This window comes from Halorubrum sp. B52 (assembly GCF_059752555.1).
Map to the genome: position 1 here is coordinate 1,053,021 of NZ_MWTG01000009.1, position 25,811 is coordinate 1,078,831.

The 25,811-nt window shown below is 59.6% G+C and carries 26 protein-coding genes; 15 read left to right on the forward strand and 11 right to left on the reverse strand.

Annotation, left to right across the window (positions count from 1 at the left end; all coding sequences use genetic code 11):
- Positions 1-65: 65 nt before the first annotated feature.
- From B4V04_RS13905 to B4V04_RS13930, 6 genes are all read left to right on the forward strand, one after another.
- Positions 66-1,379 (forward strand): NRAMP family divalent metal transporter, encoded by a 1,314-nt coding sequence (locus tag B4V04_RS13905; RefSeq protein ID WP_498232338.1) that lies wholly within the window; start codon positions 66-68, stop codon positions 1,377-1,379.
- Positions 1,376-1,927 carry a hypothetical protein gene (locus B4V04_RS13910; protein WP_498232339.1) on the forward strand — a complete coding sequence of 184 codons (552 nt, stop codon included), beginning with the start codon at positions 1,376-1,378 and terminating at the stop codon, positions 1,925-1,927. Before B4V04_RS13905 ends, B4V04_RS13910 begins: the two co-directional genes overlap by 4 nt.
- Before the next feature lie 143 nt (positions 1,928-2,070).
- On the forward strand, positions 2,071-2,730 hold the full coding sequence (gene tenA / locus B4V04_RS13915) for a thiaminase II (RefSeq protein ID WP_498232340.1): 660 nt from the start codon (positions 2,071-2,073) through the stop codon (positions 2,728-2,730).
- Entirely contained in the window at positions 2,727-3,464 is a 738-nt protein-coding gene (locus tag B4V04_RS13920) for a TenA family protein (RefSeq protein ID WP_498232341.1), read from the forward strand. The genes tenA and B4V04_RS13920 overlap by 4 nt, the downstream gene beginning before the upstream one ends.
- Positions 3,464-4,984 (forward strand): sodium:solute symporter family transporter, encoded by a 1,521-nt coding sequence (locus tag B4V04_RS13925; RefSeq protein ID WP_498232342.1) that lies wholly within the window; start codon positions 3,464-3,466, stop codon positions 4,982-4,984. Before B4V04_RS13920 ends, B4V04_RS13925 begins: the two co-directional genes overlap by 1 nt.
- Positions 4,981-5,124 (forward strand): hypothetical protein, encoded by a 144-nt coding sequence (locus tag B4V04_RS13930; protein WP_498232343.1) that lies wholly within the window; start codon positions 4,981-4,983, stop codon positions 5,122-5,124. Before B4V04_RS13925 ends, B4V04_RS13930 begins: the two co-directional genes overlap by 4 nt.
- A gap of 180 nt (positions 5,125-5,304) precedes the next feature.
- Here B4V04_RS13930 and queC read toward each other — a convergent pair whose 3' ends face one another.
- The 3 genes from queC to B4V04_RS13945 form a co-directional block, all read right to left on the reverse strand.
- Positions 5,305-5,994, reverse strand: a complete 690-nt coding sequence (gene queC, locus B4V04_RS13935; RefSeq protein WP_498232344.1) for a 7-cyano-7-deazaguanine synthase QueC — start codon at positions 5,992-5,994, stop codon at positions 5,305-5,307.
- A 105-nt stretch (positions 5,995-6,099) separates the two neighbouring features.
- Positions 6,100-6,876 (reverse strand): 7-carboxy-7-deazaguanine synthase QueE, encoded by a 777-nt coding sequence (locus B4V04_RS13940; protein ID WP_498232345.1) that lies wholly within the window; start codon positions 6,874-6,876, stop codon positions 6,100-6,102.
- Positions 6,876-7,337, reverse strand: a complete 462-nt coding sequence (locus tag B4V04_RS13945; protein WP_498232346.1) for a 6-pyruvoyl trahydropterin synthase family protein — start codon at positions 7,335-7,337, stop codon at positions 6,876-6,878. Before B4V04_RS13945 ends, B4V04_RS13940 begins: the two co-directional genes overlap by 1 nt.
- 373 nt (positions 7,338-7,710) lie before the next feature.
- On the opposite strand from B4V04_RS13945, the gene B4V04_RS13950 reads away from it, so the two are divergent.
- Positions 7,711-8,601 (forward strand): DMT family transporter, encoded by an 891-nt coding sequence (locus tag B4V04_RS13950; protein WP_498232347.1) that lies wholly within the window; start codon positions 7,711-7,713, stop codon positions 8,599-8,601.
- A 557-nt stretch (positions 8,602-9,158) separates the two neighbouring features.
- Here B4V04_RS13950 and B4V04_RS13955 read toward each other — a convergent pair.
- The 6 genes from B4V04_RS13955 to B4V04_RS13980 all read right to left on the reverse strand — a co-directional run bounded on the left by B4V04_RS13955 (position 9,159) and on the right by B4V04_RS13980 (position 16,501).
- Entirely contained in the window at positions 9,159-10,187 is a 1,029-nt protein-coding gene (locus B4V04_RS13955) for a DUF7504 family protein (RefSeq protein WP_498232348.1), read from the reverse strand.
- 436 nt (positions 10,188-10,623) lie between these two features.
- The gene (locus B4V04_RS13960; RefSeq protein ID WP_498232349.1) at positions 10,624-10,953 is read right to left on the reverse strand and encodes a DUF8112 family protein; all 330 of its coding nucleotides are present in this window, start codon (positions 10,951-10,953) and stop codon (positions 10,624-10,626) included.
- Positions 10,953-11,291: a hypothetical protein gene (locus tag B4V04_RS13965; protein WP_498232350.1), complete on the reverse strand. Its 339-nt coding sequence runs from the start codon at positions 11,289-11,291 to the stop codon at positions 10,953-10,955. Before B4V04_RS13965 ends, B4V04_RS13960 begins: the two co-directional genes overlap by 1 nt.
- A gap of 727 nt (positions 11,292-12,018) precedes the next feature.
- Positions 12,019-12,669 carry a DUF7504 family protein gene (locus tag B4V04_RS13970; RefSeq protein WP_498232351.1) on the reverse strand — a complete coding sequence of 217 codons (651 nt, stop codon included), beginning with the start codon at positions 12,667-12,669 and terminating at the stop codon, positions 12,019-12,021.
- A 6-nt stretch (positions 12,670-12,675) separates the two neighbouring features.
- Entirely contained in the window at positions 12,676-13,299 is a 624-nt protein-coding gene (locus tag B4V04_RS13975) for a response regulator (protein ID WP_498232352.1), read from the reverse strand.
- Positions 13,300-13,387: 88 nt separating this feature from the next.
- Complete coding sequence (locus tag B4V04_RS13980) at positions 13,388-16,501, reverse strand: PAS domain S-box protein (RefSeq protein ID WP_498232353.1); 3,114 nt, start codon at positions 16,499-16,501, stop codon at positions 13,388-13,390.
- 209 nt (positions 16,502-16,710) lie between these two features.
- Here B4V04_RS13980 and lrp point away from each other — a divergent pair, with 209 nt between their 5' ends.
- The 6 genes from lrp (at position 16,711) to B4V04_RS14010 (ending at position 22,911) form a co-directional block, all read left to right on the forward strand.
- Positions 16,711-17,172 (forward strand): HTH-type transcriptional regulator Lrp, encoded by a 462-nt coding sequence (gene lrp, locus B4V04_RS13985; RefSeq protein ID WP_498232354.1) that lies wholly within the window; start codon positions 16,711-16,713, stop codon positions 17,170-17,172.
- Positions 17,173-17,629: 457 nt separating this feature from the next.
- Positions 17,630-18,118 carry a peroxiredoxin family protein gene (locus tag B4V04_RS13990; RefSeq protein ID WP_498232355.1) on the forward strand — a complete coding sequence of 163 codons (489 nt, stop codon included), beginning with the start codon at positions 17,630-17,632 and terminating at the stop codon, positions 18,116-18,118.
- 187 nt (positions 18,119-18,305) lie between these two features.
- On the forward strand, positions 18,306-20,405 hold the full coding sequence (locus B4V04_RS13995; protein ID WP_498232356.1) for a NosD domain-containing protein: 2,100 nt from the start codon (positions 18,306-18,308) through the stop codon (positions 20,403-20,405).
- Positions 20,402-21,277 carry an ABC transporter ATP-binding protein gene (locus B4V04_RS14000; protein ID WP_498232357.1) on the forward strand — a complete coding sequence of 292 codons (876 nt, stop codon included), beginning with the start codon at positions 20,402-20,404 and terminating at the stop codon, positions 21,275-21,277. Before B4V04_RS13995 ends, B4V04_RS14000 begins: the two co-directional genes overlap by 4 nt.
- Positions 21,274-22,155 (forward strand): ABC transporter permease, encoded by an 882-nt coding sequence (locus tag B4V04_RS14005; protein WP_498232358.1) that lies wholly within the window; start codon positions 21,274-21,276, stop codon positions 22,153-22,155. The genes B4V04_RS14000 and B4V04_RS14005 overlap by 4 nt, the downstream gene beginning before the upstream one ends.
- Before the next feature lie 183 nt (positions 22,156-22,338).
- Entirely contained in the window at positions 22,339-22,911 is a 573-nt protein-coding gene (locus tag B4V04_RS14010) for a nitrous oxide reductase accessory protein NosL (RefSeq protein ID WP_498232359.1), read from the forward strand.
- A 79-nt stretch (positions 22,912-22,990) separates the two neighbouring features.
- Here the strand turns inward: B4V04_RS14010 and B4V04_RS14015 are convergent, their stop codons facing one another.
- A complete protein-coding gene (locus B4V04_RS14015) occupies positions 22,991-23,308 on the reverse strand; it encodes a DUF7471 family protein (RefSeq protein ID WP_498232360.1) in 318 nt (105 codons plus the stop codon).
- A gap of 157 nt (positions 23,309-23,465) precedes the next feature.
- Here B4V04_RS14015 and B4V04_RS14020 point away from each other — a divergent pair, with 157 nt between their 5' ends.
- Together B4V04_RS14020 and B4V04_RS14025 are read left to right on the forward strand one after the other, a co-directional pair.
- Positions 23,466-23,969: a winged helix-turn-helix transcriptional regulator gene (locus tag B4V04_RS14020; protein ID WP_498232361.1), complete on the forward strand. Its 504-nt coding sequence runs from the start codon at positions 23,466-23,468 to the stop codon at positions 23,967-23,969.
- Between the two features lie 97 nt (positions 23,970-24,066).
- A complete protein-coding gene (locus B4V04_RS14025; protein WP_498232362.1) occupies positions 24,067-24,753 on the forward strand; it encodes an SCO family protein in 687 nt (228 codons plus the stop codon).
- Positions 24,754-24,858: 105 nt separating this feature from the next.
- Here the strand turns inward: B4V04_RS14025 and B4V04_RS14030 are convergent, their stop codons facing one another.
- Positions 24,859-25,659 carry a sulfite exporter TauE/SafE family protein gene (locus B4V04_RS14030; RefSeq protein ID WP_498232363.1) on the reverse strand — a complete coding sequence of 267 codons (801 nt, stop codon included), beginning with the start codon at positions 25,657-25,659 and terminating at the stop codon, positions 24,859-24,861.
- Positions 25,660-25,811: the final 152 nt, after the last annotated feature.

A 25,811-nucleotide genomic window follows, 5' to 3' on the forward strand; every position in this document is an offset into this window, starting at 1 on the left:
CCAGACCGGTCCTCTGGTGTCCGCAGAGGGATACTTTTTTATTAGGGGTAGTATTCTCGGGTTGTATGACTAAAGAATACCTCCGTGGCACCGGGACAGTCCGCGAGTACCTCGGCGCGATGGGGCCGTCTTGGGTCGCGGGGGCGATTGCCGCCGGTCCAGCGACGATGGCGAGTCTCATCACGGCAGGCGCGATCTTCGATTACCAGCTTCTCTGGGTCGTCGTGCTCTCCGCGTTCGCCGGTGCCTTGGCGCAGTACCTCGCGATGCGGCTTGGGCTGCTCACCGAGCGAGGGATTGTCGGCGTCGTCGAGGATCACCTTGGAACGACCTGGGCGTGGATCCTCGTCGCGGACGTCGTCATCGCGGCTGGTGTCGCCCAGCTTGTCATCATGAAGACTGTCGCGTCAGTTTCGGCGACGATCACGGGGATCGACGCCCGCCTGTGGGGTATCGTCTGGGGCGGGATCCTCGTGGTGGGGCTGGCTGGTCGGGGATATCGATTCGTTGAGCTCTTCGCAAAGTTGCTTGTCACCGCGGTTGTCTTGGCGTTCGTTGCCTCACTGTTCGTCGTCTCGATCGATGTCGGCCAGGCCGCCCAAGGGCTGGTCCCGACGCTGCCCGGCGGCAGCGCACTGGTCGCTGCGGGCATTCTCGGGGGTGCCGTCCACATCACGCTGATCACGATGCACTCCTACACGATGCGTGCCCGGGGCTGGACTGAGCGTGACTATGACCTCGCGACAGTGGACATTTTGGCGTCGATGCTGGTCGCGTTCGGCATCTACAGCACCGCCATCTTTCTCGTCACAGCAAGCACGCTCACCGACCCGGATCTGACGACCGTCGGGGCGGCCCAGGCGCTCGGACCGCTGGTCGGCCCGGCCGCCAAGTGGTTGTTCCTGCTTGGTCTCGGCGCCGCCGCCGTCTCGACGCTCGGCGGCAACACCATCGTTCCGCCGTTCCTCGTTGCCGATAAACTCGGCTGGGGAACAACCGTCGATGATACCCGCTATCGGGTGCTCCTCGCGGTCTTTGCCGTGCTGTCGGTGCCCGGTGCCTTCATCGGCGGTGAGGTTATCGGCCAACTCGTCCTCGTTCTGGCTCTTGGGACGGTTGGAACCCCCTTCGCCATCGCCGTCGTCCTTTATTTATTGAACGCCGAGAGTGTCGGCAGCTCACCCTCGGCGCTCGCAAACCTCGGCGGACTCGCCTTGCTCACCGTTTCGGGTGGTCTCGCGGCGAACTTCGTCAGAGAGCAGATCGCGACCGGCCTGGATTTACTCTCCGGATTCGTGCTTGCATTCGCGCTCGTTCTCGCTGCTGCGACGCTCGTCCTCCTCGGACAATACGTCCGCGAAGAGGTGTCTCTGGCGTGACCGAGCCTCCGTTCCCGCTGGCCGGCTCGACACTGATTGTCGGACCCTCCCAGGCCGGAAAGACTCGCCTCACAGCCCGTGCCCTCGAGGCCTGGCTAAACCGGCACGGCACTGATGGGCTTGTGGTTCTGGAGTTCGCGCCCGAATTAGAACACGACGGCCGGATCCTTGGAGGTCGGATGGACCGCTTCACGACCATTCCTCGCGATACCTGGCACGGCGTCCTCGACGCGTATGCCCCTCGTGCGGAAGGGACCGACGAGGGGGAGGCGGTCGCACTTGCGAAGGATAACACGAAACGCGGTCTCGCACTCCTTGAGGCCGCCCCGGATCCAACTGCGGTTTTTATCAATGATGCGACTATTCCACTCCAGCACGAATCCGTCGAAGTGAAACAGCTCACGGGATATTTCGATCTCGCGACGTGCGTTGTTCTCAACGCGTTCGATTCTGATGAACTCGGAACGGACGACTCGGTGTCACGTCAGGAACGGACAGCCCTGTCGGAATTACGGTCTTGGGCCGATCGGACGGTCGAGCTGGACTGACCCTCGGAACAGACGCAGGAACTGTTGTATCGTCCAACAGTGACATCGCCGACAGGCATCGGCTCGGAGCGATTGCCACCGCTGAGAATATAACCTGCTAATATAGGCAAGTTATATTTCCTCTCAGACGGTACGGCTCGCTAGTGCCATTCAGCAATACGCTCTTAGAGGCGGGACAGGATATCTGGGCGGCCCAGAAGGATCACCCATTCGTCCGTGAACTCGCGACGGGAACGCTCGACGAAGCAGCATTCGAACACTGGATCAAACAGGACTACCGGTACCTCCAAGACTACGCTCGGCTGTTCGCGCTCGCGGGCGCCAAGGCTACCAACGAGGAGACGATGACGCACTTACTCAGCGTAGCCCACCAGGTGCTTGATCACGAAATGGATCTCCACCGGGGCTTTGCGGCCGACTACGGGATTTCCGACAGCGAGCTCGAAGCAGTCGAGAAAGCACCCACGTGCGTGGCCTACACGAATTTCTTGATCCGGACGGCGTACGAGGGCTCGATTGCAGAGATCGCGGCCGCACTATATCCGTGCATGCAGGGCTACCTCGACGTCGGAGAGCATATGGCGTCGCTCGCCTCGGGTGAACACCGGTACACGCCGTTCATCGAGATGTACACCAGTGACGAGTTCCGCGAAGCGACGAGCTGGTGTCGTGACTTTGTCGACCGGAGTGCCGAACAGTTCCCCGGTGAACACGACGCTATGAGGGCGGCATTCCTCACCAGCGCGAAGCTCGAGTATCGGTTCTGGGAGATGGCCTACACGCAAGAGGAGTGGGACCTATGACCGACGTCCCGAAGAGATACGACGACTACCGGGCCACCGTCAGCGACCCTCGGTTCACCGACTGGCTACGGGAGCGTGCCGAACCTGAGTGGACGAACGCCGTCGGCCATCGGTTCACCCGCGAACTCAGTCGTGGCACACTCTCCGAGGCAGTCTTCACCGAATACCTCGTCCAGGACTACGCGTTCTTGGATGTTCTCGTGAGTACGTTCGGCTTCGCTGTGGCTCAAGCACCTGATGTCTCAGCGAAGCGTGGACACGTCGAATTTCTCGATACGCTGACTGACGAAGAAAACGATTATTTCGAGCGCTCCTTCGGCGCGCTCGGTGTCGACGACGGTCGTTGGAAGGAACCTGAACTATCTACGACCACCGCCGCGTTCGTCGACTTGCTCGGTCGTTGTGCCCGCGAGGGCGGCTACGCCGAAACACTCGCGGCCCTCGTTCCGGCCGAGTGGATCTACGCCGAATGGGCGACCCGCGAAGCGTCGGCACACGAAGCGGCTGCCGGACTGCCGTTCTTTTTTGCTGATTGGATCGAATTGCATGCGAATCCCTCTTTCAAGGAATTCGTTACTTGGCTCCGCGGCCAGTTGGACGCCCACGGTCCCACGGTCTCGCCCGCACGGGAACGGGAGATCGAGCGGAGCTTCCGCCGGACCGTCGCCCTCGAAATGGCCTTTTTCGACGATGCCTACGCGGCCGGTGAATCCTACGAGGAGGGGAGCCAGTAATGGTTTCGACAACCGTTGCTCTCACCGCTGTCGTGCTCACGGTAGTGATCGTTACCCTGCTCGGCCTGTTTTCGGCCCGCGGTCGGGTTCGATCCGTCGAAGATTTCATTTCCGCCCGCGATTCAGCCGGTCCCGGAACCCTCACCGCGACGATTATCGCTTCGATGATGGGCGTCTGGATCCTGTTCAGTCCTGCTGAGGCAGGGGCTGCCTTCGGCGGTCTCCCAGCCATTCTCGGCTACGCGATTGGGAGTGCGATTCCGCTCCTCCTGTTTATTCCGGTCGGCACGCGCATCCGTGCTATCGTTCCGGCCGGCCACTCACTCACCGAATTTGCCTACGCTCGCTTCGGCACCGGGATGTACCTGTTCGTGCTCGTCGTGTCCGTGTTCTACATGTTCATTTTCCTCGCGGCCGAGATGACTGGAATTGCCGGAGCCCTTGCACTCGTCACCGGGATTCCACAGTGGCAGACGGCCCTCCTCGTGGGTGGGTTTGCCCTGATCTACACGGCGTACGGAGGACTCGTAGCGAGTATTGTCACCGATACCGTCCAGACGCTTGTCCTGCTCCCGCTGCTCGCTGTCGGGTTCGGTGGCGCCGTGTATGCGTTGGGTGGAGCTGGCGAAATACATGCTGCGGCGATTGCCGCGGATGCGACATTACTGGATCCAACGTTCGGTCCCGGGCTCAAATTCGGCGTCTACGTTGCCTTCGCCATCCTCGGTGCGAACCTGCTGAACCAAGGCATGTGGCAGCGTGTCTACGCTGCCGACGGTGCATCGTCTCTTCGGTGGGGATTTGGCGTCGCGGCTGTCGCAGTGGTTCCGATGATTCTGCTAGCTGGCTTGTTTGGGATTGCTGCCACGGCTCTCGGCCTGACTGAGTCCGGTGGTGCCAGCATCGCGTTCTTTCTCGTCGTTGAGTCTGCCTTTCCGAACTGGGTGACGCTCACGGTTGTCGTCCTCGCAGTCCTGCTCGTGATGAGTTCTGCTGATACGATGTTTAATGCCATCGCGAGCGTCATCACCGCCGATCTCGCACGGCTGCTCGACCGGCCGACTCAGCGGGCGTTGTGGGTTGGCAGTCGCATCCTGACCGGAATAGTCGGGACCGGAGCAATTGTTATCGGTTCACAGGGATACAGCGTGCTTGAACTGTTCCTGACGGCAGACCTGCTCGCTGCTGCGCTTTTTGTTCCGTTTCTCGCTGGGTTGTATTCCGAGCGGCTTTCCGGGACAGGGGCCATCGTCTCGGGACTCGCTGGACTCGTGGTTGGTGTCATCTACTTCCCGCTCCTGCGAGGACCGATTGGGTCAATTCCGGGGCTCGCCCCGTTGCTCCCCACCCCGGAATTTCTGTCAGCGTTCGTCGGGGCGACCGTCGTGTCAACCGGCGGTACACTTCTCGCGATTGCCCTCTGGGACGCCGATATCAATCTCTCCAACGTGGATCGCGATATTCGGAGTTTGGAAGAGCCAATCGCTGACGGGGGGGAAAACGAGGAGGAAAACAGATGATCCAGTTGACCAGGGCTGCGCTCGGTCTTGCGATCGGTCCGACCGGCTTTTCGGTACTTGTATGGGGCGCAGTGCTCGTCGTCGTCCTCGTGTTCATCTTCATCGTCAGAGCATTACTCCTCGACACCTACCGGGCCTGACTTGGGTGGTACCGGAGTGTGCAAGTGGAACTGGGTCCCGAGATGAAGTGGTTGCCATCTGAACTGGAAACGTCTCAGAGAGCGGTCCGTAGTCTTCGGTGACCGGGTGTCTCAGACAAACGATCTCTAAAAACAGAATGATAACAGAGCCGGAAGAGCCGAGTCGTCTCTACTGGTGAGTCACGCGAACTCTGGCCGCTCTGCGTACGCAATCGGATCGCGTGCACCCGTGTTCCGGAACGCCTCAAGCCGGAAGGCACACGCATCACACGTTCCACACGCCGGTTCCTCATCCCGATAACACGACCACGTCATCTCGTACGGCACGCCGAGCTCCAGGCCACGCTCCGCAATCTGTGTTTTCGACCACTCCACGAACGGCGCGTTCAAATCAATCTCTGTCTCCGGCTTCGTGCCGACATCAATGACGTTCTGAAAGGCATCGAAAAACGCCGGGCGACAATCAGGGTATCCGGAGAAATCCTCCGAATGCGCGCCGATGAATAGTGTCTCCGAGTCGGTCGCTTCCGCGTACGATGTCGCCATCGACAACAGATTCGCGTTCCGGAAGGGGACGTACGACGTCGGAATCTCATCGCTCTCCAGGTCCGCGTCAGCCACGTCCATCTCCTCATCCGTCAGGCTCGACGCACCGATCTGCGAGAGATGCTCCGTTTCAATATGCAGGAAATCAGCCGCAGCAACCTCCTCAGCGAGTGCCTGTGCACACTCGTACTCCTTGTCCTCGGTGCGCTGCCCGTACGACGTGTGCAGGAAGTACGGCTCGTACCCCTGCTCAACCGCCTCGTACACAGCCGTCGCACTATCCATCCCACCGGACACCAGAATCACCGCGCTTTCAGTACTCATGTGTAATCAGTCTCTGCGGATCGTTCGCTACTCGATACTCAGTGTGACGTCCACTTCGCACTCCCGGCACCACACTGCTTTGTCTGGTTCCTGTTCGTTTCGTGATCATGTCCCTGGCGCGTCGTTCCACAAGTCGACGTGGAGCCGTGGCGTATACCGGTACCCGTACTCCATCGCTAACTCAGCGACCTCGCTTCGCGTCCCGTCGAGTTGCTCACGCGTCATGCCTTCCGGCATCAACAACACGTCATCGTCCGCCACGGTCGTCGCTGTCGCCGCCCGCACTCGGTCAACGAGATCCGTGATCTCCGGCAGATCCGACTCGTCAGTCACGACGAACTTCAGCTGCGTCTCGTATGCATCAACTAGCTGGGAGAGCGCGTCCAGGTCGATCCGGTTCTGCTCGTGTTTCTGCTCCCATTCGCCGTCACCCTTCGGATCGCGATCTGGCGTCGGCGTGCTGATCGCCAGTTTCGGGCTGATACTCGCTAGATCGATCGGCGCGTCCCGGTAGATTGTCCCGTTCGTCTCCACCGTCGTGTGATACCCTTCTGTGGCCAGTCGATCTAAGAGTTCGACTGACTCCTCGTGAATCAAGGGCTCCCCGCCCGTGAGTACAACGTGGTCAGCCTGGTCGTGCGACTGGACCTCCTCGACGATTGAAGCGACGTCGCGCCACGCCCCCGTCGGCTCCCACGACGTATGGTATGAATCACAGAACCAACACCGCAGGTTACACCCAGAGGCCCGTACAAACACCGAGGGAACGCCAGCAAGCGTGCCCTCGCCTTGCAACGAGTAGAACACCTCGTTGATCGGGAGGCCCTCACCAGTCGCGTCAGCGTCCGTTGTGGGCTCCTCGATATCGCTAGCGACCGGCATTAGTAGGTCGCACAGAGTTCGCCGGTTTCGCTCACCGACACCGATACGTCCGAGACAGTGTCCGGGAACGCCTCGAGCATCCGTTGTTCGAGGAGGACGCTCATTACCTCCGCCGTCGGTGGATGCTCCAACACAACGAGCGCATCGCCGTCACCCGACGCTTCAAACGCGTCAACAAGCGGATCGCCTTCCTCAACGAGGAATCGGTGGTCCCACGCGTCGATGACGGCCGTGACGTCGCCTTTGTCGACGACCCATCCCTCCTCGGCGAGTTCACCGGTCACTTCGATCGTGATCTCGTAGTTGTGGCCGTGTGGCCGCGAGCACTTCCCGTCGTGGTGGAGGATTCGATGGCCTGAACTGATTCGAATTGGGTTTTCTTTTCCGATATGGAGTGTCCGCTGGCCGACATCGGCCATGTCTACCGGTGTAGAATCATCTTGTAATATGCTTTGAGGCATATCTGGAGAATACTATTGGTGGGTATAAGTATTAGTCCTCTTGGGATCGTAATGGTCACACTTTTGATTATTGTACACACACTGGTCGCCAACGGCTGCGTCACACTCCTTGAAAATGCGCTCTTCGGGGCTCTGTACTGCGAACGCATGGTCGCGTCACCCGGTGAACGTACATTCTGAGTGTGGACTACATATCGACCGGGCGCGCCTGGCGAGCGGCTAGAAGGCAGCCCTCATCGCGGACGTAGACCCCCCTGATAGCGTCCAGACCGGTGTTGAGGTACTTATAGCTGCACTACACCGCGCGTCCGGAGGCTCGGAGAGTCGGGGCGGTTCGACGCCTATTTCGCCGTTGGAGGCAACCTCCGCGTGAATGAGTCGCTATCGAACGGCCGGCCACTTTTTGCTGCTATGCGCGGTCTGGGGGACGGCGTTCATGGCGACGGACGTCGGCTTGGCTGATCTCCCTGCGGTGCCGTTCGCGGCCGTGCGCTTCGACGTCGCTGCCGCATTGCTGTTCGCCGCCGTTTTCGCCTCCGGCGCGGACGTCCGCCCCCGAACTCGGGACGACTTTGTCTACGTGCTCGTCGGTGGTGCGCTCATTATCGGCGCTCACCACGCGTTCCTCTTCGCCGGCCAGCGGTACGTCACGGGCGGTGTCGCCGCTGTTCTGTTGGGTCTCATCCCCGTGGTGACGCCCGCGCTCACACGGCTTGTTTCTACTGACGAGGAGTTTACCGCCGCCACCGCGCTCGGCGTCGCGCTCGGATTCGTTGGCGTCGTCGTCATCGCCGACCCCGACCCCGCGAATATCGCTGACAGCGTCCTCGGGGTCGCGCTCGTGCTCGCATCCGCGCTCGCATTCGCCGTGGCCGCGGTCGTCACCCACAGCCGATCGCCGTCAATGCCGTTCCTCTCCACACAGGCGTGGATGATGGCTACTGGCGCCGTCGTCCTCCACGCCGCTGTGCTCGCGCTCCCCGGCCAGTCGTTCGCGGCCGCCACGTGGACGCCGTCAGCGCTCGGCGCCATCGCGTACCTCTCCGCGGTGGCCGGCGTTGGCGGCTTCCTGCTGTACTTCACACTCCTCGACGATCTCGGCCCTATCGAGATGAGCTTCATCGAGTACGTGATTCCTGTGTTCGCGGCGCTAGCAGGCTGGCTCGTGCTTGAGCAAGAAGTGACGTCCGCGACCGTCGCCGGGTTCGTGTTCATCTTGGCGGGGTTCGTCGTTGCGAAGTGGCGGGCGCTGCGCCGGCTATAGTGGTGCGTGGTAACAGATTACCGGAGCAAGTTTCCTGAACGCATTCGTTGAGTATCAATACTGACAAGTGCGGTGTCCGATGGCTCAACCATCTCACGAGACGATGCTTATGTTGTGTCACCTAGTTCCCCCTCGAGGGATGAACAATCTACTCGTCGATCGAGTCGAGGGAGCGGAGTTCCGCGTGAAGAACCTCATCGTCGCGGCGTCGGGCGGAGGGTGGAAATGGATTTCAGGGGATGGGTGTTCGGATGACGATCAAAACGCCGTGCTATAGCTACCGCAACCACACGAGGGCGAAGACAGCGTACCCCAGCGCGACTGCTGTTGCGAGAAGGGTCATACCCCTCTCCACGGACCAGCCCCCGACAACTGGACATACGCCAGCAGGAAGCCTGCCGTGGCAGATACCATGTCATCACCAATGAGAATAGTGTATGTATTATCGTTCTCACTCATCCACCAACGTCTGTGGTAAATAGATCCAGGGCGACAACTGCGCACAGAGGGATTGGATCGTTGAACGGTCTGTCTTCGGATCCCTTTGGCAGCTTCAGTCAGCCCAATTCGATCGTTTCGATATATCGGAGTAAGGACTCTAGACCTTCATTTTCCGTGTATTGAATCGTTTGGGATTCAGAATCATATTTAACAACCCCTTGCTCTTGGAGGTGTGGGAGGTGGGTATGGATAAGCCCAATCTTGATTTCCTCACGAGTCGATTCTTCGCGACCCGGTAGTGATCGGTCGATTTTGTATATTTCCTCAACCAGTCGATCGAGTGGGATCTCTGAGAGTGCCTGGTTCTTTAAATTGTATAGTAGCGTCCGCCGGCGTGGTGACGACAAAAGTTCCAGAATCGCATCGAAAGAATGCCGCATCGGCACTGTTTCGGGACGGTTTGGATCTGTGCTCGCTGTTCCGCCAGGTGGAGGTGTCGTTGAGCGGAACGTCGGTGCCGTGGTCATTCTCTCGGATTCCATTGGAATCCAGCCATCGTCTGGACTGTGTTCGATCACCGCATCGTACAATGGACGAAGTGTCGTCAACATCTCTTCGTCGTGCTCTTTTGGATCGACATGGTGGTGAGCAACCACGCCGAGGCGCTTACAGAGCTCGTTGAGGCCTGTGATCAGACTGAGTACGCGCCCGTCGTCGTACGTGGTGAGCAGTGTCGTTACCGAGTGCACGCACATAACACTCGATTCGTCGGTGGTATTCCATTCGCCGAGTTGGCTGGCAATAGCGAGTCCAATGTCGTCTAAATCTGCATGCTTAGGGACTCCTCGCACGGATACTGGACCGGATTCAGAAGTCGGGAGACCTGATTTTGTTATCTCTCGCCGCCCGTCGATGATCATCGCTCGTGTCGGAAGCTCATTCCCAGCCTCGCGTTGCCAAACCGATAGCCGATCTGCAGGAGTTGCTGAGAGTGTGACACTCAAAACGTTCGTTTCAGAAGGTGATTCGCTCGTCAACAGGTCGATACAGGCACTGTCATCCGGAGTGGCATGTGACGGAGCAAGGAGGAGAATTGAGGATGGCTCCCCGATGTAATCATTAATTGATTGATGAGTACTTGTCACTACACGATTTCAGCAACTAACGCAAATAAGATTGTCGTTTATTTGTTAACTTGTAACGTAGTTCCAAATGCGAAAGTCTGTAACACACTGATCTAAGACTTCTGTCGGCTATTGTTGATAGTGTCATATACTAACAGTTTCCCGACTAGAGGCGTTACTTGTCGTTCGGGAGGACGTCGTAAGCGGCTAGAATCTGCTCGGTGATCGTATCGGCGAAATCTAAAGCCTGCTGCTTTTTTTCGCTCCTCCTTCCGCTCTTCATTTCGCATCTTCTTCGCCGGGGGCGGATCCTCGAGTGTACCGCAAAAAACCGCAGTGCCAGACGTTAGGGCTTCGTCAAACAAACGGTGCCGCGAAGCGTACTGTGCTCACGCAGGAGCATATTGTCGTCGAGCCCATCGTCTGAGCCCGGCCATCCCTTTGACGAAAATCGACCTTACGCCCGGTCGATAATCTCTGGGGTTAGCAGGATGGGGAAGTGTTCTTGCGATTGTGGATCTGACGCCGAGCCCACTTGTCCTCGAACGACAACCTCAGCAGCAAACGGTTTCGGGCCTTGGGTGACGTTGGGACCACACTCAGTACAGAACCGCCCTGTTGTCAACCACGCCTGGTCGTCGCGATCCTGGTGTAATCGGGCGATCACCGTATCACCCTCGTTGAGTCGGTCACCACACGCATTGCATTGGAGTGGCTCCTCGCCGTTGAGCCGCCGATTCGCCAACTGCTGTAACAGATCAGTGTCTGAGGGGGTGCTTGTGGTCATTAGTCTGTCTTCACCCCGTCTGACAGTTGGACCTGAGACGTGGGTCGGTTGGCCGAGAGGCAACTATCACAGAGCGCCGGCGTCGTCAGTTCGATTGTATATTCAATCATCTTGGAGCCCGCCTCGGTCTCGACGATTGTCTCCCATTTCGGAAAGAGAATATCTGAGGAATCGCCACATACCAAACACGTCGCCATCGTAAGCGTAGCCGGATTGTCGACCACTGAGAGAATCTCGTTGCCACACTCCACGCAGATCGTTCCGGTTATGTCACCCGTTGGCCGGTCAACAGCGACACGGTTGTGGTCGGTGTCGGCGGCACATCTCACACAGTCCATACTGTCTCCCCTTGTGACGCAGGTTTCAGGCTACTCCACCGACTCCCGTCCATCCTGATTCGTCAACTAAAATGCTAGACAATAATGGTTGTGTACGGATTATGGACGCTGATAATGCTGGTTTACAGGTGCCTTACCAAGTGGAATCGGGACAGAGCAGCCGTATAAGAGAGTATCAGCGGGCAAATCAGTCTGATTGACGGTGTGAGTGGAAGTAGTCATGCAGATGGACGAAGCTCGTTCACTCGGCCATACAAAAATTCACATCTCGTGTCGGGAGGACGCTGCCAGCTTCGCGTTGCCAGACTGACAGGCGTTCTGTTGGCGACGCTGAGACTGTGACGCTCAACACGTTGGTCTCGGCGGGAGGGTAACGGGTCAGTAAATCGATACAGGCACCGTCATCTGGAGATGTATGAGACGGAGTGGGGAGGAGCATGGACGACGGGTTGGTGATGAGACCATTGATAGATTGGTACGAATCTGGCACTGGGGCCTTCCATCAACTGTGGGTAATATGCCCATCGTTTATTTATCACCTTGTGTGTTCCACCCATGCTCGAGAGTACTAACACTAGGATTGGAGGTTCTCGTGCACTCCTATTATGACAAATAATATTTATTTCTTCCCACGGCTACAGCTGTGGCATTCACCCCGCTCCCACTGTGAGTGCCTGCGTATTCCCTGCTTGGACGGGCTGTCGTCGAAGGAACGACGACGCACGGCTTAGAACGGGTGCCAGTCGCTTGCCGCATCAGGAATACCCCGGACGCGGACCTCGCGCCCACCACTGTCCGTCTCGCGGAGTTCCACGACGGCGTCGAACTCACTCGTGATCGTGTTGACCGTTTGAGAGTCGTGTGAGCCGTGTTCAATGGTGAAGATCCCGATCCCCTGGGTATCGGCAATCCGCGTCGTATAGATATGGAGAAACTTGAACACGGTGTCGAGCTCCAGATACTGAAGGAGCGTCGACACCGAGACGAGCCCGTGTCGGACGCTTGCGATGTCATGTGTGCCGAATTGCTGCATGAGCTTGGCGGTTCCGATGCTGATCCCCGTGAGATCGCCAGGTGAAGACACCCGCTGGGTCGTTATTTCGCGAATCGTGTCCTGGTTGCTCCCAGAGCAATCGACAACACCGACACGGGCGCGGTCGAAGGACGGAACTCGCTGTTCAAGCTCGTCAAGGCAGGTCGAGGCTGTCTTGTTCGTTGTCACGAGAAGCAGCCCGTTTGCTCCGTCAAGGCCGGCAGCAAGCAGGTCTAATGCGAGATCCTGTTTTCCCGTCATGGGGGGCCCCACGATTAGGAGACTGGTTCCCGGTGCGAGCTCGGAGATCGTTCCAGCCGGAAGACCATTAGTGATATCGTACATTGGTACTCACTCCTGTGAATCCGAGATATCAGATGCATCCGACGTGCCGGTGCGATCGGAATCGTCCATAATTTCGCGAACAGCCCCGATGAAGCCGGAGTCCGATGCCATATCTCCAAGTGCTTCGTCAGCGGCGCCGCGGTGGGTCTCGATCTGGTCGACGAGGTCAGTATATTCGTCGTTGGATTCGAGCCGCTCCGCTCCCAACTCTGCTTCAAGGGCCGCTCGCCGAGCGACCAACGAGTAGTATTCTTGTAGTTCACCATCGAGCGCCGCGCGTTGTAGTAGCCGCTCGACCGTCGTCCGGAGCTGGTCGCGTTCCGGTGGCTTTGTGACGTATTCGTCGAACCCCATCTCGATGATATCGAAATCAGGATCGACCGCGGTGACCATCGCGACCCGACAGTCGATGCCCCGGGCCCGGATTTCGTCGAGGACCTCTGCGCCAGATTTGCCGGGGAGCATCCGGTCGAGGAGAACAACATCGATGGTCTCATCGAGCTGGGCAAGCGCTGCCTCTCCGGACTCCACTCGGCGAACATCGTAGTCCTGTAACCACCGGGCGTACGTTTCAGCGACATCTGGTTCATCCTCGACGATGAGGATCACCGGCGAGTCGGAGCGACTCATAACATGTCTTGAGCCATCCTTTGAAGAGTGGGCCCTTGATTCTTGTTCCGACCCGGTCTCTCTCGTCTCGCGCTCGTGGCGGTGGGGACTACGGTGTTGGAAGTTCGATCACGAATTCAGCACCCCCCGTATCGGTATCGACAACCCGGATATCACCACCGTACTTGGCTACCATCGAATCGACGAAGAAAAGCCCGAATCCCGACCCTGTGGATTTCGCGTGACCGGTCTCCTCGCGCCGGAAGATAGCTTCCTTGCTGTCATCCGGGACACCGCGGCCGTTGTCAGCGATTCGGACGGTGACGTGGTCGTCAGTTTCGGTGGGGTCGTCGACGGTGATGACGATCCGCAGCCCGTCTCTGTCGTTGTGATCGACCGCGTTCGTGATAACATTTCCAAGCACTTCTCCGAGCAACTCGTTGGTCTGTACTGTCACACCGTCCGGAATCACCGTCTCGAACGTCACATCGGGGTACGTCGTCTGTACGCGGCTGATTTCTGCGCGGAGCGCGCCTGACAGATCGGTCGGTTCCAGATGTGGATCTTCGGTTCCGGTTAATGTCTCGAGGACTGTCCGGACGCGCTGGATGATCGTGACGATGTCGTTCGACCAGTCGACGATCGTCTCGGCGTCCTGCAACTGTTGGCCCTCGAGGTCGTCCGTCAGGAACTCCGCCCGCCCTCTGATCACCGTCATCCCATTAAGGACGTCGTGGCGGAGGATCGAGTTGAAAAACTCCATCTCGTCGGTCTGGCGCTGGAGGGTCGCCTCTCGCTCGGCGCGTTCGAGTGCCGAGCGTGTGTTCGCCGCGAGCAACTGTGCGAGCACGACATCTGTTTCCTCGAACCGACCGACGTCGGTCGAGCCACTGTTCAACACACCATAGTCGCCGATCGGGACGATCAACTCACTCCGCATCTCTGTATCCGGGTTATACCGATCCGCCTCGTGACGGACGTCATCAAACACACGCGGCGTTCCGTCTGCGAAGGCCTGCCACGCGAGACTGCCACCCGGTTCGAATGTGGGAAGCTCGCCGAACAACTCCTCCGCTTGGTTGGACCAGGCAACCGGGTCCAATCGAGGCTGATCATCCGACTGCATCCAGATCGTACAGATTGGCAGGCCAAGGGCGTTCTGTGCGGTGTCGACGGCCATCTGACAGATCGTCTTGGTGTCGGTCTCCTGCATCATGTCGCGGGTCACATCGTGCAGTGCTCTGATCCCGCGTTCACGCTTGTCGCGGTCGGTGACGTCCATCGCGACACCGATCGCGTTCGTGACCTCGCCGGCATCCCAGATCGGTTCGTACCAGACTTGATAGGTTCGGCCCCAGATGTCGACCGTTATGTCGACGGATTCTCCATCCAGACTCCTCTCGATGGCGTCCAGAACCGCCGGCGAGTCAGGAAACACCTCCTCAACCGGAGTCCCGATCATTTGATTCTGTTCGATATTTACCTGCTCGAGACCCTTTCCGACTTGGAGTGTGATCTTCCGATCCTGACTGACGGCAAAGAGAATGATCGGCATGTTTTCGAGGATCGTGCGAAGTCGCTGTTCGCGTTCTGCAAGTGTTTGTTCGCGCTCGGCACGCTCGAGCGCTGCCCGCGCATTCAACGCGAGGAGCTCGATCTGGTGGCGCTCCGTCTCCGTGACCGCTTCGATCGATTGCCCTCCAAGCGCGAGAATTCCGTACCCTCCGACTGGAACGATGACAACGGTCCCAAGCGGAAGGTCCGGAAACGCGCGGTTGTCGACTGTCTCGTAATCGTCGATGACTCGCATCTCCCCGCTTCGGAAGATTTCCATCCCGAGCTGACCGGTACTGATTCCGGAGAGCTCGCCGACGTCTACCTTCTTGAGGAAGGCTGCCGTAGAGTCGGCGCGAGCTGCTATGTTGAGCTGGTCGTCCTCCTCGTCGTAAAACAGCATCGTCGAGAACGGTTCCCCGAGGACATCATTGGCGATATCGACCGTCACGGATGCCACCTCGTCGGGTGTCGTCGCCTCGGTCAGGCGTCTACTGGCGTCGTGGAGTGCGGCGATCTGTTCTTCTTGTTCGACCTGGGCAGTGATGTCACGGAGAATTCCCGTGAACAGGTGGCCGTCTTCCAGAATAGTCTCGCCGAACGAAATTCCGAGCGGTACCTCGTGACCGTCGCTGTGCTGCCCTGGGAGTTCGAGCCACTCCCAATCGAGTGTCTTGTCTCCTTCGTTTAGATACCGTTGGATACCCGACAGGTGACTGTCACGGAAGCGGTCCGGCATCAGCGTCGTGAGCGGCTCGCCGACGACATCCTCCGGGGCATACCCGAGCACATCCTCGAGGGCGTCGTTTGCATACCGTATCGTACTGTCTTCATCGATCGTGACGACACCGAACCCGGCATTTTCGGTCAGCGCCTGAAACCGCCCCTGGGCCGCTTCGAGTTCGCGTGTCCGGCGTTTCTGATCGGAAATGTCTCGAACGACACACACCAAGCCACCGTCCTCCATCATCGATAGCGACACCTCTTGTGGGAACGTCTCCCCATTCCGCCGAACGCCCGTGAGTTCCCCCCGCCAGTCTCCTGCCTCTCCGAGGACTTGGAACACCTCGTCCTCGATTTGTTCGAGTTCCGTGTCAGAGTAACACATCCGCCACGATTCGCCGATGAACTCGTCGGGATCGTCGTAGCCATACACCTCCGCATGCGCCTGATTTACGGTCGTATAGCGTTCGTCTTCGTCGAGCACTGCGATTCCGTCGACGGATGCTGAAATCGCTTCATGTGCCTCCTGCGTTTCCTGTAGCTGCTCGATGCGTCTGCTATCGTAATAGCCGATGAGGCTACCCACGGCTGCTCCTTCAGCCATTCCGAGGAGCGGCTCGTGGAGTGCTTCGACGACCGTTTCTCCTTCGAGTGTGTGAAGAACCATTTCCCAGAGTGCGAACGAGCCAACGACGATGACGCCGCCAAGACTCCACAACGCGATCCGAGAGACTTGGTCGGCCGATAGATCCGAGCGAACGAGCCACCCTCCGAAGGTAGCCACCACAAGAGAGAGCCCGAACGGTACGCTGAATTGCAGGAGATGGTACTCAGTGGCTTGCTGTTGCGTGATGGTTGCCCCACCGGTAACGATACCACAGAGAAGCGCACCCAGCAACACGACTGACCACCGTTGGTTACCGCTGAGACGCTCAAACATGACCATTCCCTTCGAATTATGCGGGAGCCTAACAAAAGTGGGGGAAGTCTCCCGTTTCGGACCGTGTGTACACACATTGACCTCTAACCACAGCTACCGCCGTGGCTGTCGCCTCGCTCCCCCTGTAACGGCGTCTACAACACTATGCGAGGTTTCTGAAGTGTTGGCGTAAGAAACTAACACTATTATATCTGGTTCAAATAAAATGAGAGCCAATGACGTACGAAAATCTCGACACGGAGCTGGTAAATGCTCTTCTTGGAAACGGGCGGAAGAGCTTGCGGAGCCTCGCCGATCAGCTCGATGTGTCTGTGACGACGGTTTCGAACCATCTAGACGATCTGGAGAATGCCGGGGCTATTGAGGGATATACACCGATCGTTAACTACGATCGACTCGGCTATGACGTGACCGCAATTCTCCAGCTCAAAGTAGAGGGACCGGGGCTTCCAGATATTACGGAAATCCTTCAGAATGAACCGCAGATCGTGAGTGTCTACGAGACAACAGGGGACTACGACATCATCGCAATTGGGAAGTTCCGTGATACTGGCGACATGAACGACCAGATCAAACGGATTGTGGCTGATACAGATGTTCAAGAGTCGAACACGAATGTCGTTTTGAATGCGGTGAGTGAATATACTCAGTTCAGCGTTGGTGACGACAGGGACTAAGACACTCTCTCGGGTTTGAGGAGTTCTGATCGAATTTGTGTTTCAATGGTTCTTCCCGCGAGCGATGGCACGGTCCTCGGTCGGTGTCCCGTTACAATGGTGGTGCCGACCAGCGTGAAAACGACCGTCGATCGAGTCCCCCGTTGTCTGGGAGGCACCACGCCCGGTTCAGCGGGCATTCGCGCGGATCTACGTCTGCCACCGTGGCTCAACTACATGAAACAGTCAACGACTCGCGTTCAGGTCGCCCGCCCGAGTGCATCAAGATTGCTTCGCCGACAGACATACAAGATGAACTGAACATCTGAATTCGTGTTGGAGAAACAAAATTAAAGGACCATATACTTAGTCTATTTGTAGACAATTGCTATTAAAACTCTAATATCGTGAACAAAGATGACTTCGGAATGTCCACAATCAGATGTTTTAATACCACTGAAATTCATATATTATATCAATGGTGGGAGTTGGAGATACGGTCTCAGATTTTTCAGTCGAGGCGGCTCGAGGCGACGAATTACTTGAGATCACACTCTCAGAGTACGCTGACGGTCGGCCGACAGCGCTCGTCTTCTACGTCCATGATTTCAGTCCCGTCTGTGAAGCCCAAATGTGTGAAGTAAACGACACTGAGTTCCTTACGTTCAACGAGGATGTTCGGGTCCTCGGCGTCTCGACAGATGGACCGTACAGCCACCGGAAGTTTATTCAAGAGAATGATCTGTCGTATCCTCTCCTCTACGACGTCGATAAGGAGATTTACGAAGAATTTGGGATGCTCGCGGAAACAGCGGATGGGCGTCGGCACCCCAAGCGGGGTATTGTGCTCATCGATGGGGAGCGGACAGTTCGCTACTGGTGGCAAGCCGAGGATAATTGGGACACGTGGCGGACTGATCCTATCGCAGACCTGTCTGACACCCTCAACGATCTTGGGGCGTTTTAAAATACCTCATGGAATCCAGCCTTCGAGAACCTGGAGTGTGGATTGCTCCGCGGATCTTACGCTTTTCCTCCCACGATTGAAGGGGTCGGTTCCCGTGCTGTTATCGCTGTGATATTTTCGTTTTTCACGAACAGGTATTCGAAAATCGAACCAGATCAGATATATCCTGACGACGGGTATCGGTTCCGTGGCGATTCTCGACCCGTACAGTGACCGATCGCGGACTGTGCTTGCTTGGGCTGTCGTATTTGCGGTCATCATCGGATTCGTCGTCGCTGGAGCGTTCCTTGTCGACCCTGCGGCGAACGCACCTGGCCCCACCGCGTACGATGATACTGTTGAACTCGGACTGTCTACAGAGACCGATTCACTAATGTCCGACTCCGGCCGAATTCCGCGCGTTCAGGTGTTTTACTCGCAGCTCCAGTATGTCATTGGCTACAATGGCATCGAATCCTTCGTCGATCGACGTGACGATGGCTACACCGAACGGCGGTTCGGCTATCCGCTTGTCGCGTTTGTTGAAACCTTCGATGGAACCAGCCCGGGGACGACTGATACGGGATTGTTCACAGCAGCCGAATCGAGACCATCATCGTGGACGCCTGCCGAAGAGGCGGTCTACGTTGTCAGCAGTGAGGCTCGGACGCCCGCCGGCGAGACGATTATTCCCTTCTTTTCTCGGGACGCGGCAACAGCGTTCACCGCGAGTCACAGCGGGGAGATCGTCGATTGGATGGAGCTTCGAACGCGATCGTTCGACGTCGACTCCGCGGCGGTCGCGCGGGAGATGGCACCAACACGGTGGAGGGTAGCCGACGAGCGAGTGGCGGCCGCGGAGCACACAGCCGACCGTCCCGTCTCAATTACCGTCGGTGAAGGCGCGACAACCATTTCGGGCGCGGTTGACGCGGCCCCGCCGAACACGACGGTAGTCGTGCCGTCGGGATCCTACGAGGAGCAGCTCAACGTCACGAAACCGCTCACGATCGCCGGCAAAGATGCACACGTCAGCGGCGGCGGAAACGGGTCGGTGATCACTGTCCGAGCCCCGAATGTCGCGATCACGGGACTGACGATCGATGGCACCGGTAATCGGACTCGGGATCCCGAAGCGGCCCAACGACGGGCCGAAGAAGCTACGCAAGGAAACGAGACGGAGTCGTGGGACACGAACATCCAGCTCGGATACGGCTACGGCGACGCCGGGATCCGCGGCCTCGGCGCCCCGGGGCTGTTCGTCGATGATGTGAGGATCGACACAAACGCGAGCGGCGTCCTTCTGCGGGAGGGATCGGATGCGGTGATCCGTGATGTCGAGGTCAACGGAACGGCTGAGTGGAACGACGGCTTCATGGGAATCACAGGGATGGAGTCCCAGGTGACAGTCACCAACGGGACGTTCACGAACGGTCGTGACGGGATCTACCTCCACCGCGCCGACGGGTCGATCGTCAGGAACTCGACGTTCAGAGAGAACCGCTACGGCGTCCATCTCATGTACACCGGCGACGCCCTGATTGCGGACAATTCGTTCCGGGACGAGATCTTCGCGGGGATCACGGTAATGACCCGGCCCGCCCGGAACGCGATCGTCGGCAACGATGTGCGCGGCTCCGGGGCCGGGATTCAGGCGTCCGGCACGCTCACATACGTCGGCTACAACACGCTCGCGCACAACGATCTGGGCTTTTCGACCAGCTCGCGCGGCTCGCTCTACGAGCACAACGTCGTCGTGGACAACAAGGTGGGCGCGCGAGCGACGACGGTCGTTCCCGCGAGTCGGGTGGTCACAAATGATTTCGTGGGGAACGACCGTCACGCTGGGGCGGGAGCGGGACCGCTGCGCGTGTGGGCCGACAGCACCCGCGGCAACTACTGGGAGGGGGCGAACGCGGGACTCCACGAGCCAGGCGAGCGTGCCTACCGCCCGACGTCGCCGATCGACGCCGCGCTCCACCGCGAACCGGCTGCCGTCACGCTCCGTGAGGCGCCGGTGATCGAACTTCTTGAATGCCTTCGTGGCACCGTCGCGGGGGCGCGCTCCGGGAGCATCATTGATCCGGCGCCGGCGCCGTCGCCGTACGCTCCCGACCGGGTCGCAGCGGCCGCGGACCCGAACAGGACAGCGGTCCATGCCAACTGGCGGGAGCGGATTGACGACTCGGGTCAAGCCGAGCCCCGACTCCACAGCCAAGCTATGATCACAGAGGACCAAAACGCAAGGCGATCGAGCCAAGACACCGAGGCGAAGGAACGGGCGGCGGTCGAGGTGGCGTCTCCGTGACCAAGCGTTCATCGATGGAGGGAGCACCCGACTCCGGGTCGCCGGCCAACGGCGCCGAACTCGACTGCGCGGTCGTCGTCGACGACCTCACCCGGACGTACGGCGGCGTGCCGGTGCTCGATTCGGTGTCGTTCGCGTTCGAACCGGGACTCACCGCGGTGATCGGACCGAACGGCTCCGGAAAGTCGACGCTACTCGGTGCGCTCGCCGGGACCGTCTCCCCGACCGCTGGGCAGGTCCGGTGGCCGGACGCCGAAGACGGATGTGGGAAGTCGATCGGCTATCTCCCGCAGCGGGTCCCGTTCCGCGATGGGTTCACCGCTCGGGAAACGCTCGCGTTCTACGCGCGACTGGTTGACGGCGACCCCGACGCTGCGCTCGCGGCGGTCGGACTGTCGGACGCCGCCGACAAACCGGTTGAGGCCCTCTCCGGCGGGATGCAGCGGCTTCTCGGCATCGCGCAGGCGATGCTGGGCGATCCATCGCTCGTCGTGCTCGATGAGCCGGCCAGCGGGCTCGATCCCGGAATGCGCGAGCGGGCGTTCCAGACGACGGCCGCCCACGCGACCGACGACGTGACGGTCATCGTGAGTACACACAACCTCGACCTCGTCGACGTCCACGCCGATCGCGTCGTCATGCTCGCCCGCGGACGGGTCGCCGCTGCTGGCGAGTTCGACGCCCTCTTCGACGAGTACGGCGTCGACACGACCGCGGCGCTCTACGAGGCCGTGGAACGCCACGCTGCCCCGTCCGAAGCCGCCGCCGACACGGATCCAGCAGGCAGCGGTGCGGCAGCCGGAGATGAGGAGGACGGGAACGACACCGATGGTGACCGTGAAGTCCATGTGACGGGGGTGTCCGAACAATGACCGTGGGCCTCCGCGGAACGGGTGCGTTTGCCGGCGCAGGAACCGTGTTTCGGCGGGAGCTTGCGACCGTCCTACGAACGCCCAGCTACGGCATCCTCGCGGTCGGCCTACTCGTTGTGCTCTGGCTACTGGTCGCCGTCGGCGGCGGTGGGGCGACCGGATTCGTCCCGGCAGTGGTCGACCTCCTCTTACCGGCCGAGCTGCTGGTGCCGCTGATCGCGGTCGTGCTGGGGTATCGGGCGTTGTTGTCGGACGTGGTCAGCGGGGAGCTCGCCGTGATCCGGACGTACCCGGTGGGCGTCGCGGGGTACGTTGCCGGCGTTCTGCTGGCGAGGCTGGTCGCGTTGATCGCGGTCGTTGGCCTCCCATTCGCCGTGATCGGCGGCTACGTTTGGTTGACCGCTGCCCCTGACACGGGGATCTTTGCGACCCATACGGGCGTCGACTCGCCGCTGCTGTACGTCCGCTTTCTCGCGCTGCTCACGCTGTTCGGGGCGGCGTTCCTCGCGCTGTCGATGTCGATATCGGCCGCGGCGACAAGCCGGCGGAGCGCGGCCGCGCTCGCAGTCCTCGCGTTTCTCGTCGGAACGCTCGGCGGCGACCTAGCGCTCATTCAGTCGCTGACGGCGGGCACCGACCCGTCGGCGGTCGCCGGACGGGCCGCGCTCACGCCGAACGGGGCCTTCCGTGGGCTCGTCTTCGAGACCGTGATCGGTGTTTCGTTCGCGCAGGAGGGGAACATCGTCGACATCGGCCGGGCGGTCGGCTCACTTGCAGGATGGACACTGTTCGGGAGTCTCGCCGCGGCCGGAACGCTCGCGCTTCGGGGCTACATGAGCACCGCGATTGAGCGGTGCCGGTACCGGTTCGTGGATTGACCTCCTCCCACGGCTACTGCCATAGGGATTCGCCTCGCTCCCACTGTCAGGCACTCGGTCGCGGGATCGCGTCAGAACGCGAGTCGTGCGGTTCCCGTCACGGTGTCGATCCCCCTCTCTGCGCAAGGCGACGTTCGACGTCCCCACCAGAACGGATATGATCGGCCGACCGGAAGGACGCGTATGCACCGACGTCGCGTCATCACCGCCGGAATCGGAGGTGCGGTCACCGGACTCGCCGGCTGTCTCGGCGGGAGCGCCTCCGAGGAATCACATCCCGATCCGGTAGACCTCAAAGGGGGGTTCGACACCGATCACGGGATGGCGATCGGGCCACACGGCGGCGCGAACGGACAGATTTTCTACCGGGACGCCACGCCGCGGGATGAGGGGAATCCGGCGTGGTTCCACACCCTCGTGCATAGCCTGTTTCCCTACCACTTCGAGCGGTTGGACCGCGGCTGGGAGCCGGTCGTAATGTATGTTACTGACTTCTCGCGGGTCGATTACACCGTGCGGCAGCGTGATAGCGAGCTGCGGATGCCATCGCCGACGGCACCGGAAACGTTCGCCGACGCGACCGATCTCGTCTACGTCGCCGAGAGCGATGTGATGGGTGGAATGGGCCCGGCGCTTCACCCGTTCTCGGACGAGGCGGAGGCCCAGTCGTTCGTCGACACACACGGGGGCCAGACGTTCGAGTACGAGGAGATCGACCGCGCGCTGATCGAGGGGATCCGGCAATCCGAAAACTGAGTGGACGACTCGGAGGGAACGGGAGAGGCGGTCGGCGATTGTCGTACCCTCAGCACAGTTTCAAGTGGGTCTCGTTGAGTTAGTCCGCTGTGGCGCTGTCAGTAACCGAGCCCGGCGCGTACGCGTACACGGCATAGAGGACCATCGCAGCGATCAAAAAATCGAGGCTGTGTTCGACGAAGTGATGGACCGGCATCGGGACGACTCCGAGTACGGTCCCGGCACCGACTAGCGACCGGAGGACAAGGATGCCGACGGCAACGCTGATCAGCCGGTACTGGCTGGTCTGGCGGCGACGATACGCGACGAGGCTCACGAGAAAGAGCGCACCGGTTCCGATTCCGGCGCAGGCGATGACGGCCAGCAGAACGGGCGATCCCTGGACGGTGAGTGGCACGAGCGCCGAGAAGACGGCTCGTGAAATGAGCGATGCGATCACAACATTAGCCAGTACGCGTTTGGAGTGATAAGAAGACACGGGGCGAACCGTTCTCGTGCGAGGGGAACGCCCCAACAGGTTTTATCGCTTAGTCGGTTACGGGTTGATATTCACGATGGCGACGACCAGAGCTCGGGTACGACGACATGTCCGCGAGACGCCCGGCGTCCACTTCAACCAGGTGGAACGCGATCTGGACATCGCCACCGGACAGGTGCAGTATCATCTCCGACGGCTGGTGAACGACGAGGAAGTGGTCGTCGAACGGATCGCTGGTCGAGCCCACTACTTCGATCCCGCCTTCGACCCGTGGGAGCGGTGCGCCCTCGCGTTTCTTCGACGCGAGACTGCCCGCGAGATCGTACTGCGGCTCCATGCGGACGGGCCGCTCCGGCCGAAGACACTGGCATCAGAGCTGGACCTCGCACGGAGCACGGTCTCATGGCACATCTCGAATCTCGATGATGCTGGACTCGTGACGAAGTCCAATGACCGCCCGATGACGCTCACGCTAACTCACCCGAACCGCACGGCTGACCTGCTCGAAATAGTGTCGCCCTCGCTGCCGGACCGGCTCGTGGACCGCTTCATCCGGACTGTCGACAATCTCTTTGAATGACGAGCTAACTGGGCTGGACCCGCTCGGATCGGACGCGAACGACGCGTTCGAGGGTCACACCAGATACCTCAAGACCGCCGGACCGATACGCGAACATATGGACCGACGGAGTTTCTGCAAAACGACCGGCATCGCGGGAGTCGCCGCCGGCACTGCCGGTTGTCTGGGCGTCCTCGGCACTGGTGGCGCTGAAGGGACCGTTCTCGGACCACCGGAACAAGACCTTAGCGAGGCGTCGTACCCAAGCTACGGCGATGAGATGCCCGAGTTTTCCGTCCCCGATCCGATCTACAGCGAGGAGATATCGACCGCACAATTCGAGGGCGAGCGCGCGGTGCTATGGACGTCATTTTACACCAACTGTCCGGACGGGGTGTGCCCCGCACTGATTCTCCGGCTGCGTCGCGGACAGGCGGCCGCCGCCGAGGAGGGGTACGGCGATCAGGCCGCATTTCTCCCTATCACGTTCGATCCCGAGCGCGACACGACTGAGGCCCTCCGTGAGTACGCCGGTCAGCAGGGCGTCGACCTCGATGCAGGAAACTGGCATTTCCTCCGCCCAGAGACCTATGAGCGGGCCCAAGAGATACACGACGAGCACTTCGGTCTGAAGATCGAAAAGCAACCGGCAGATAACGTCGAGAATCTAGAGTATCGTTTCCCGCATTACGGGCTCATCATCCTCGCCAATAAGCAAGGGATCATCGAGCGGGCGTACCCACGGGGCCCGCGAACAGACATCGAACGGCTCGTCGACGACCTGGAACGAGTGGCCACCGCGTGATAGCTCGTGGGCTCCAGTAGCCCCGTCAGCGTCGTTTCTCTCACCGTAGTCGCAGATTAGAGAGGGTCTCGCGTATCAAGCCGATGAAAGAGACAGAGCCCTCTATCAGTGCATCATCGCGCTCCCGAGTGGTTGAAAGTGCGGAAGCATCGGGTGAGGGAGGTGGACGCCGACTGCCATTAGGCCGTGTGCCAACAGAACGTATCCGAGGACAACGAACGCGAGTCCGAGGAGCCGATGGAGTCGTCGACGGTGAACGGCGTCGATGGACTCGATGAGCGTGCCAAACGCGAAGACGGCCGGTATCGTTCCGACTCCGAGCGTCCCCAGTGCGATAACCCCTGAGACGGCTGATCCAGTGGCGAACGCGTACAGGTACGTCGGGTACAGTATCGGACACGGGAGCAGCCCGTGAAGCGCACCGAGTCCGACGATTCCAGGGCTGTTTACATGACGATCGACGCGAATCGCAATCCAGTTCGTTACCCGTTGAACACCCGGGATTCCGATACCGGTCGCGCCGCCGAGAAGGTATTTGATACCAGATGCAATGATGAACGCGCCGATCAGAACACCAATGCTACCGCGGACGAGATCCGCGATCGTCGTCAACTGTCCCGTCGTAACAAACACAAGCCCACCAAGCGCTCCGAATGCCCCACCGATGATCGCGTAACTGAATGCTCGGCCCATGTTGAACAGACCGTGCTGACGAACCTCGTAGGTCGTTAGATGGCTACGTCGACTACCGCCAGCACGAGTCGTTGTCTCACCGTCGGGATGTGGAGTCATCCGATCGGCATACATCGTCACTAACGGTCCACACATACCAATACAGTGTGCCCCGCCGAGTATCCCGATAGTGAGAAACAGGAGAATATCTACACGGAGTATAGATGCCAACATAGTAGCTCGCTGAACAGGTTAGTATAGCCGCCTCTTGCCTATTTTGGTGCGACTGCCGAACACGAACCAATCGATATTACAACACGATACATCATTTATTATGTGTGACTCAGAATACAACTCGCCTGGAAAGTGAAGACACAAATCAAATT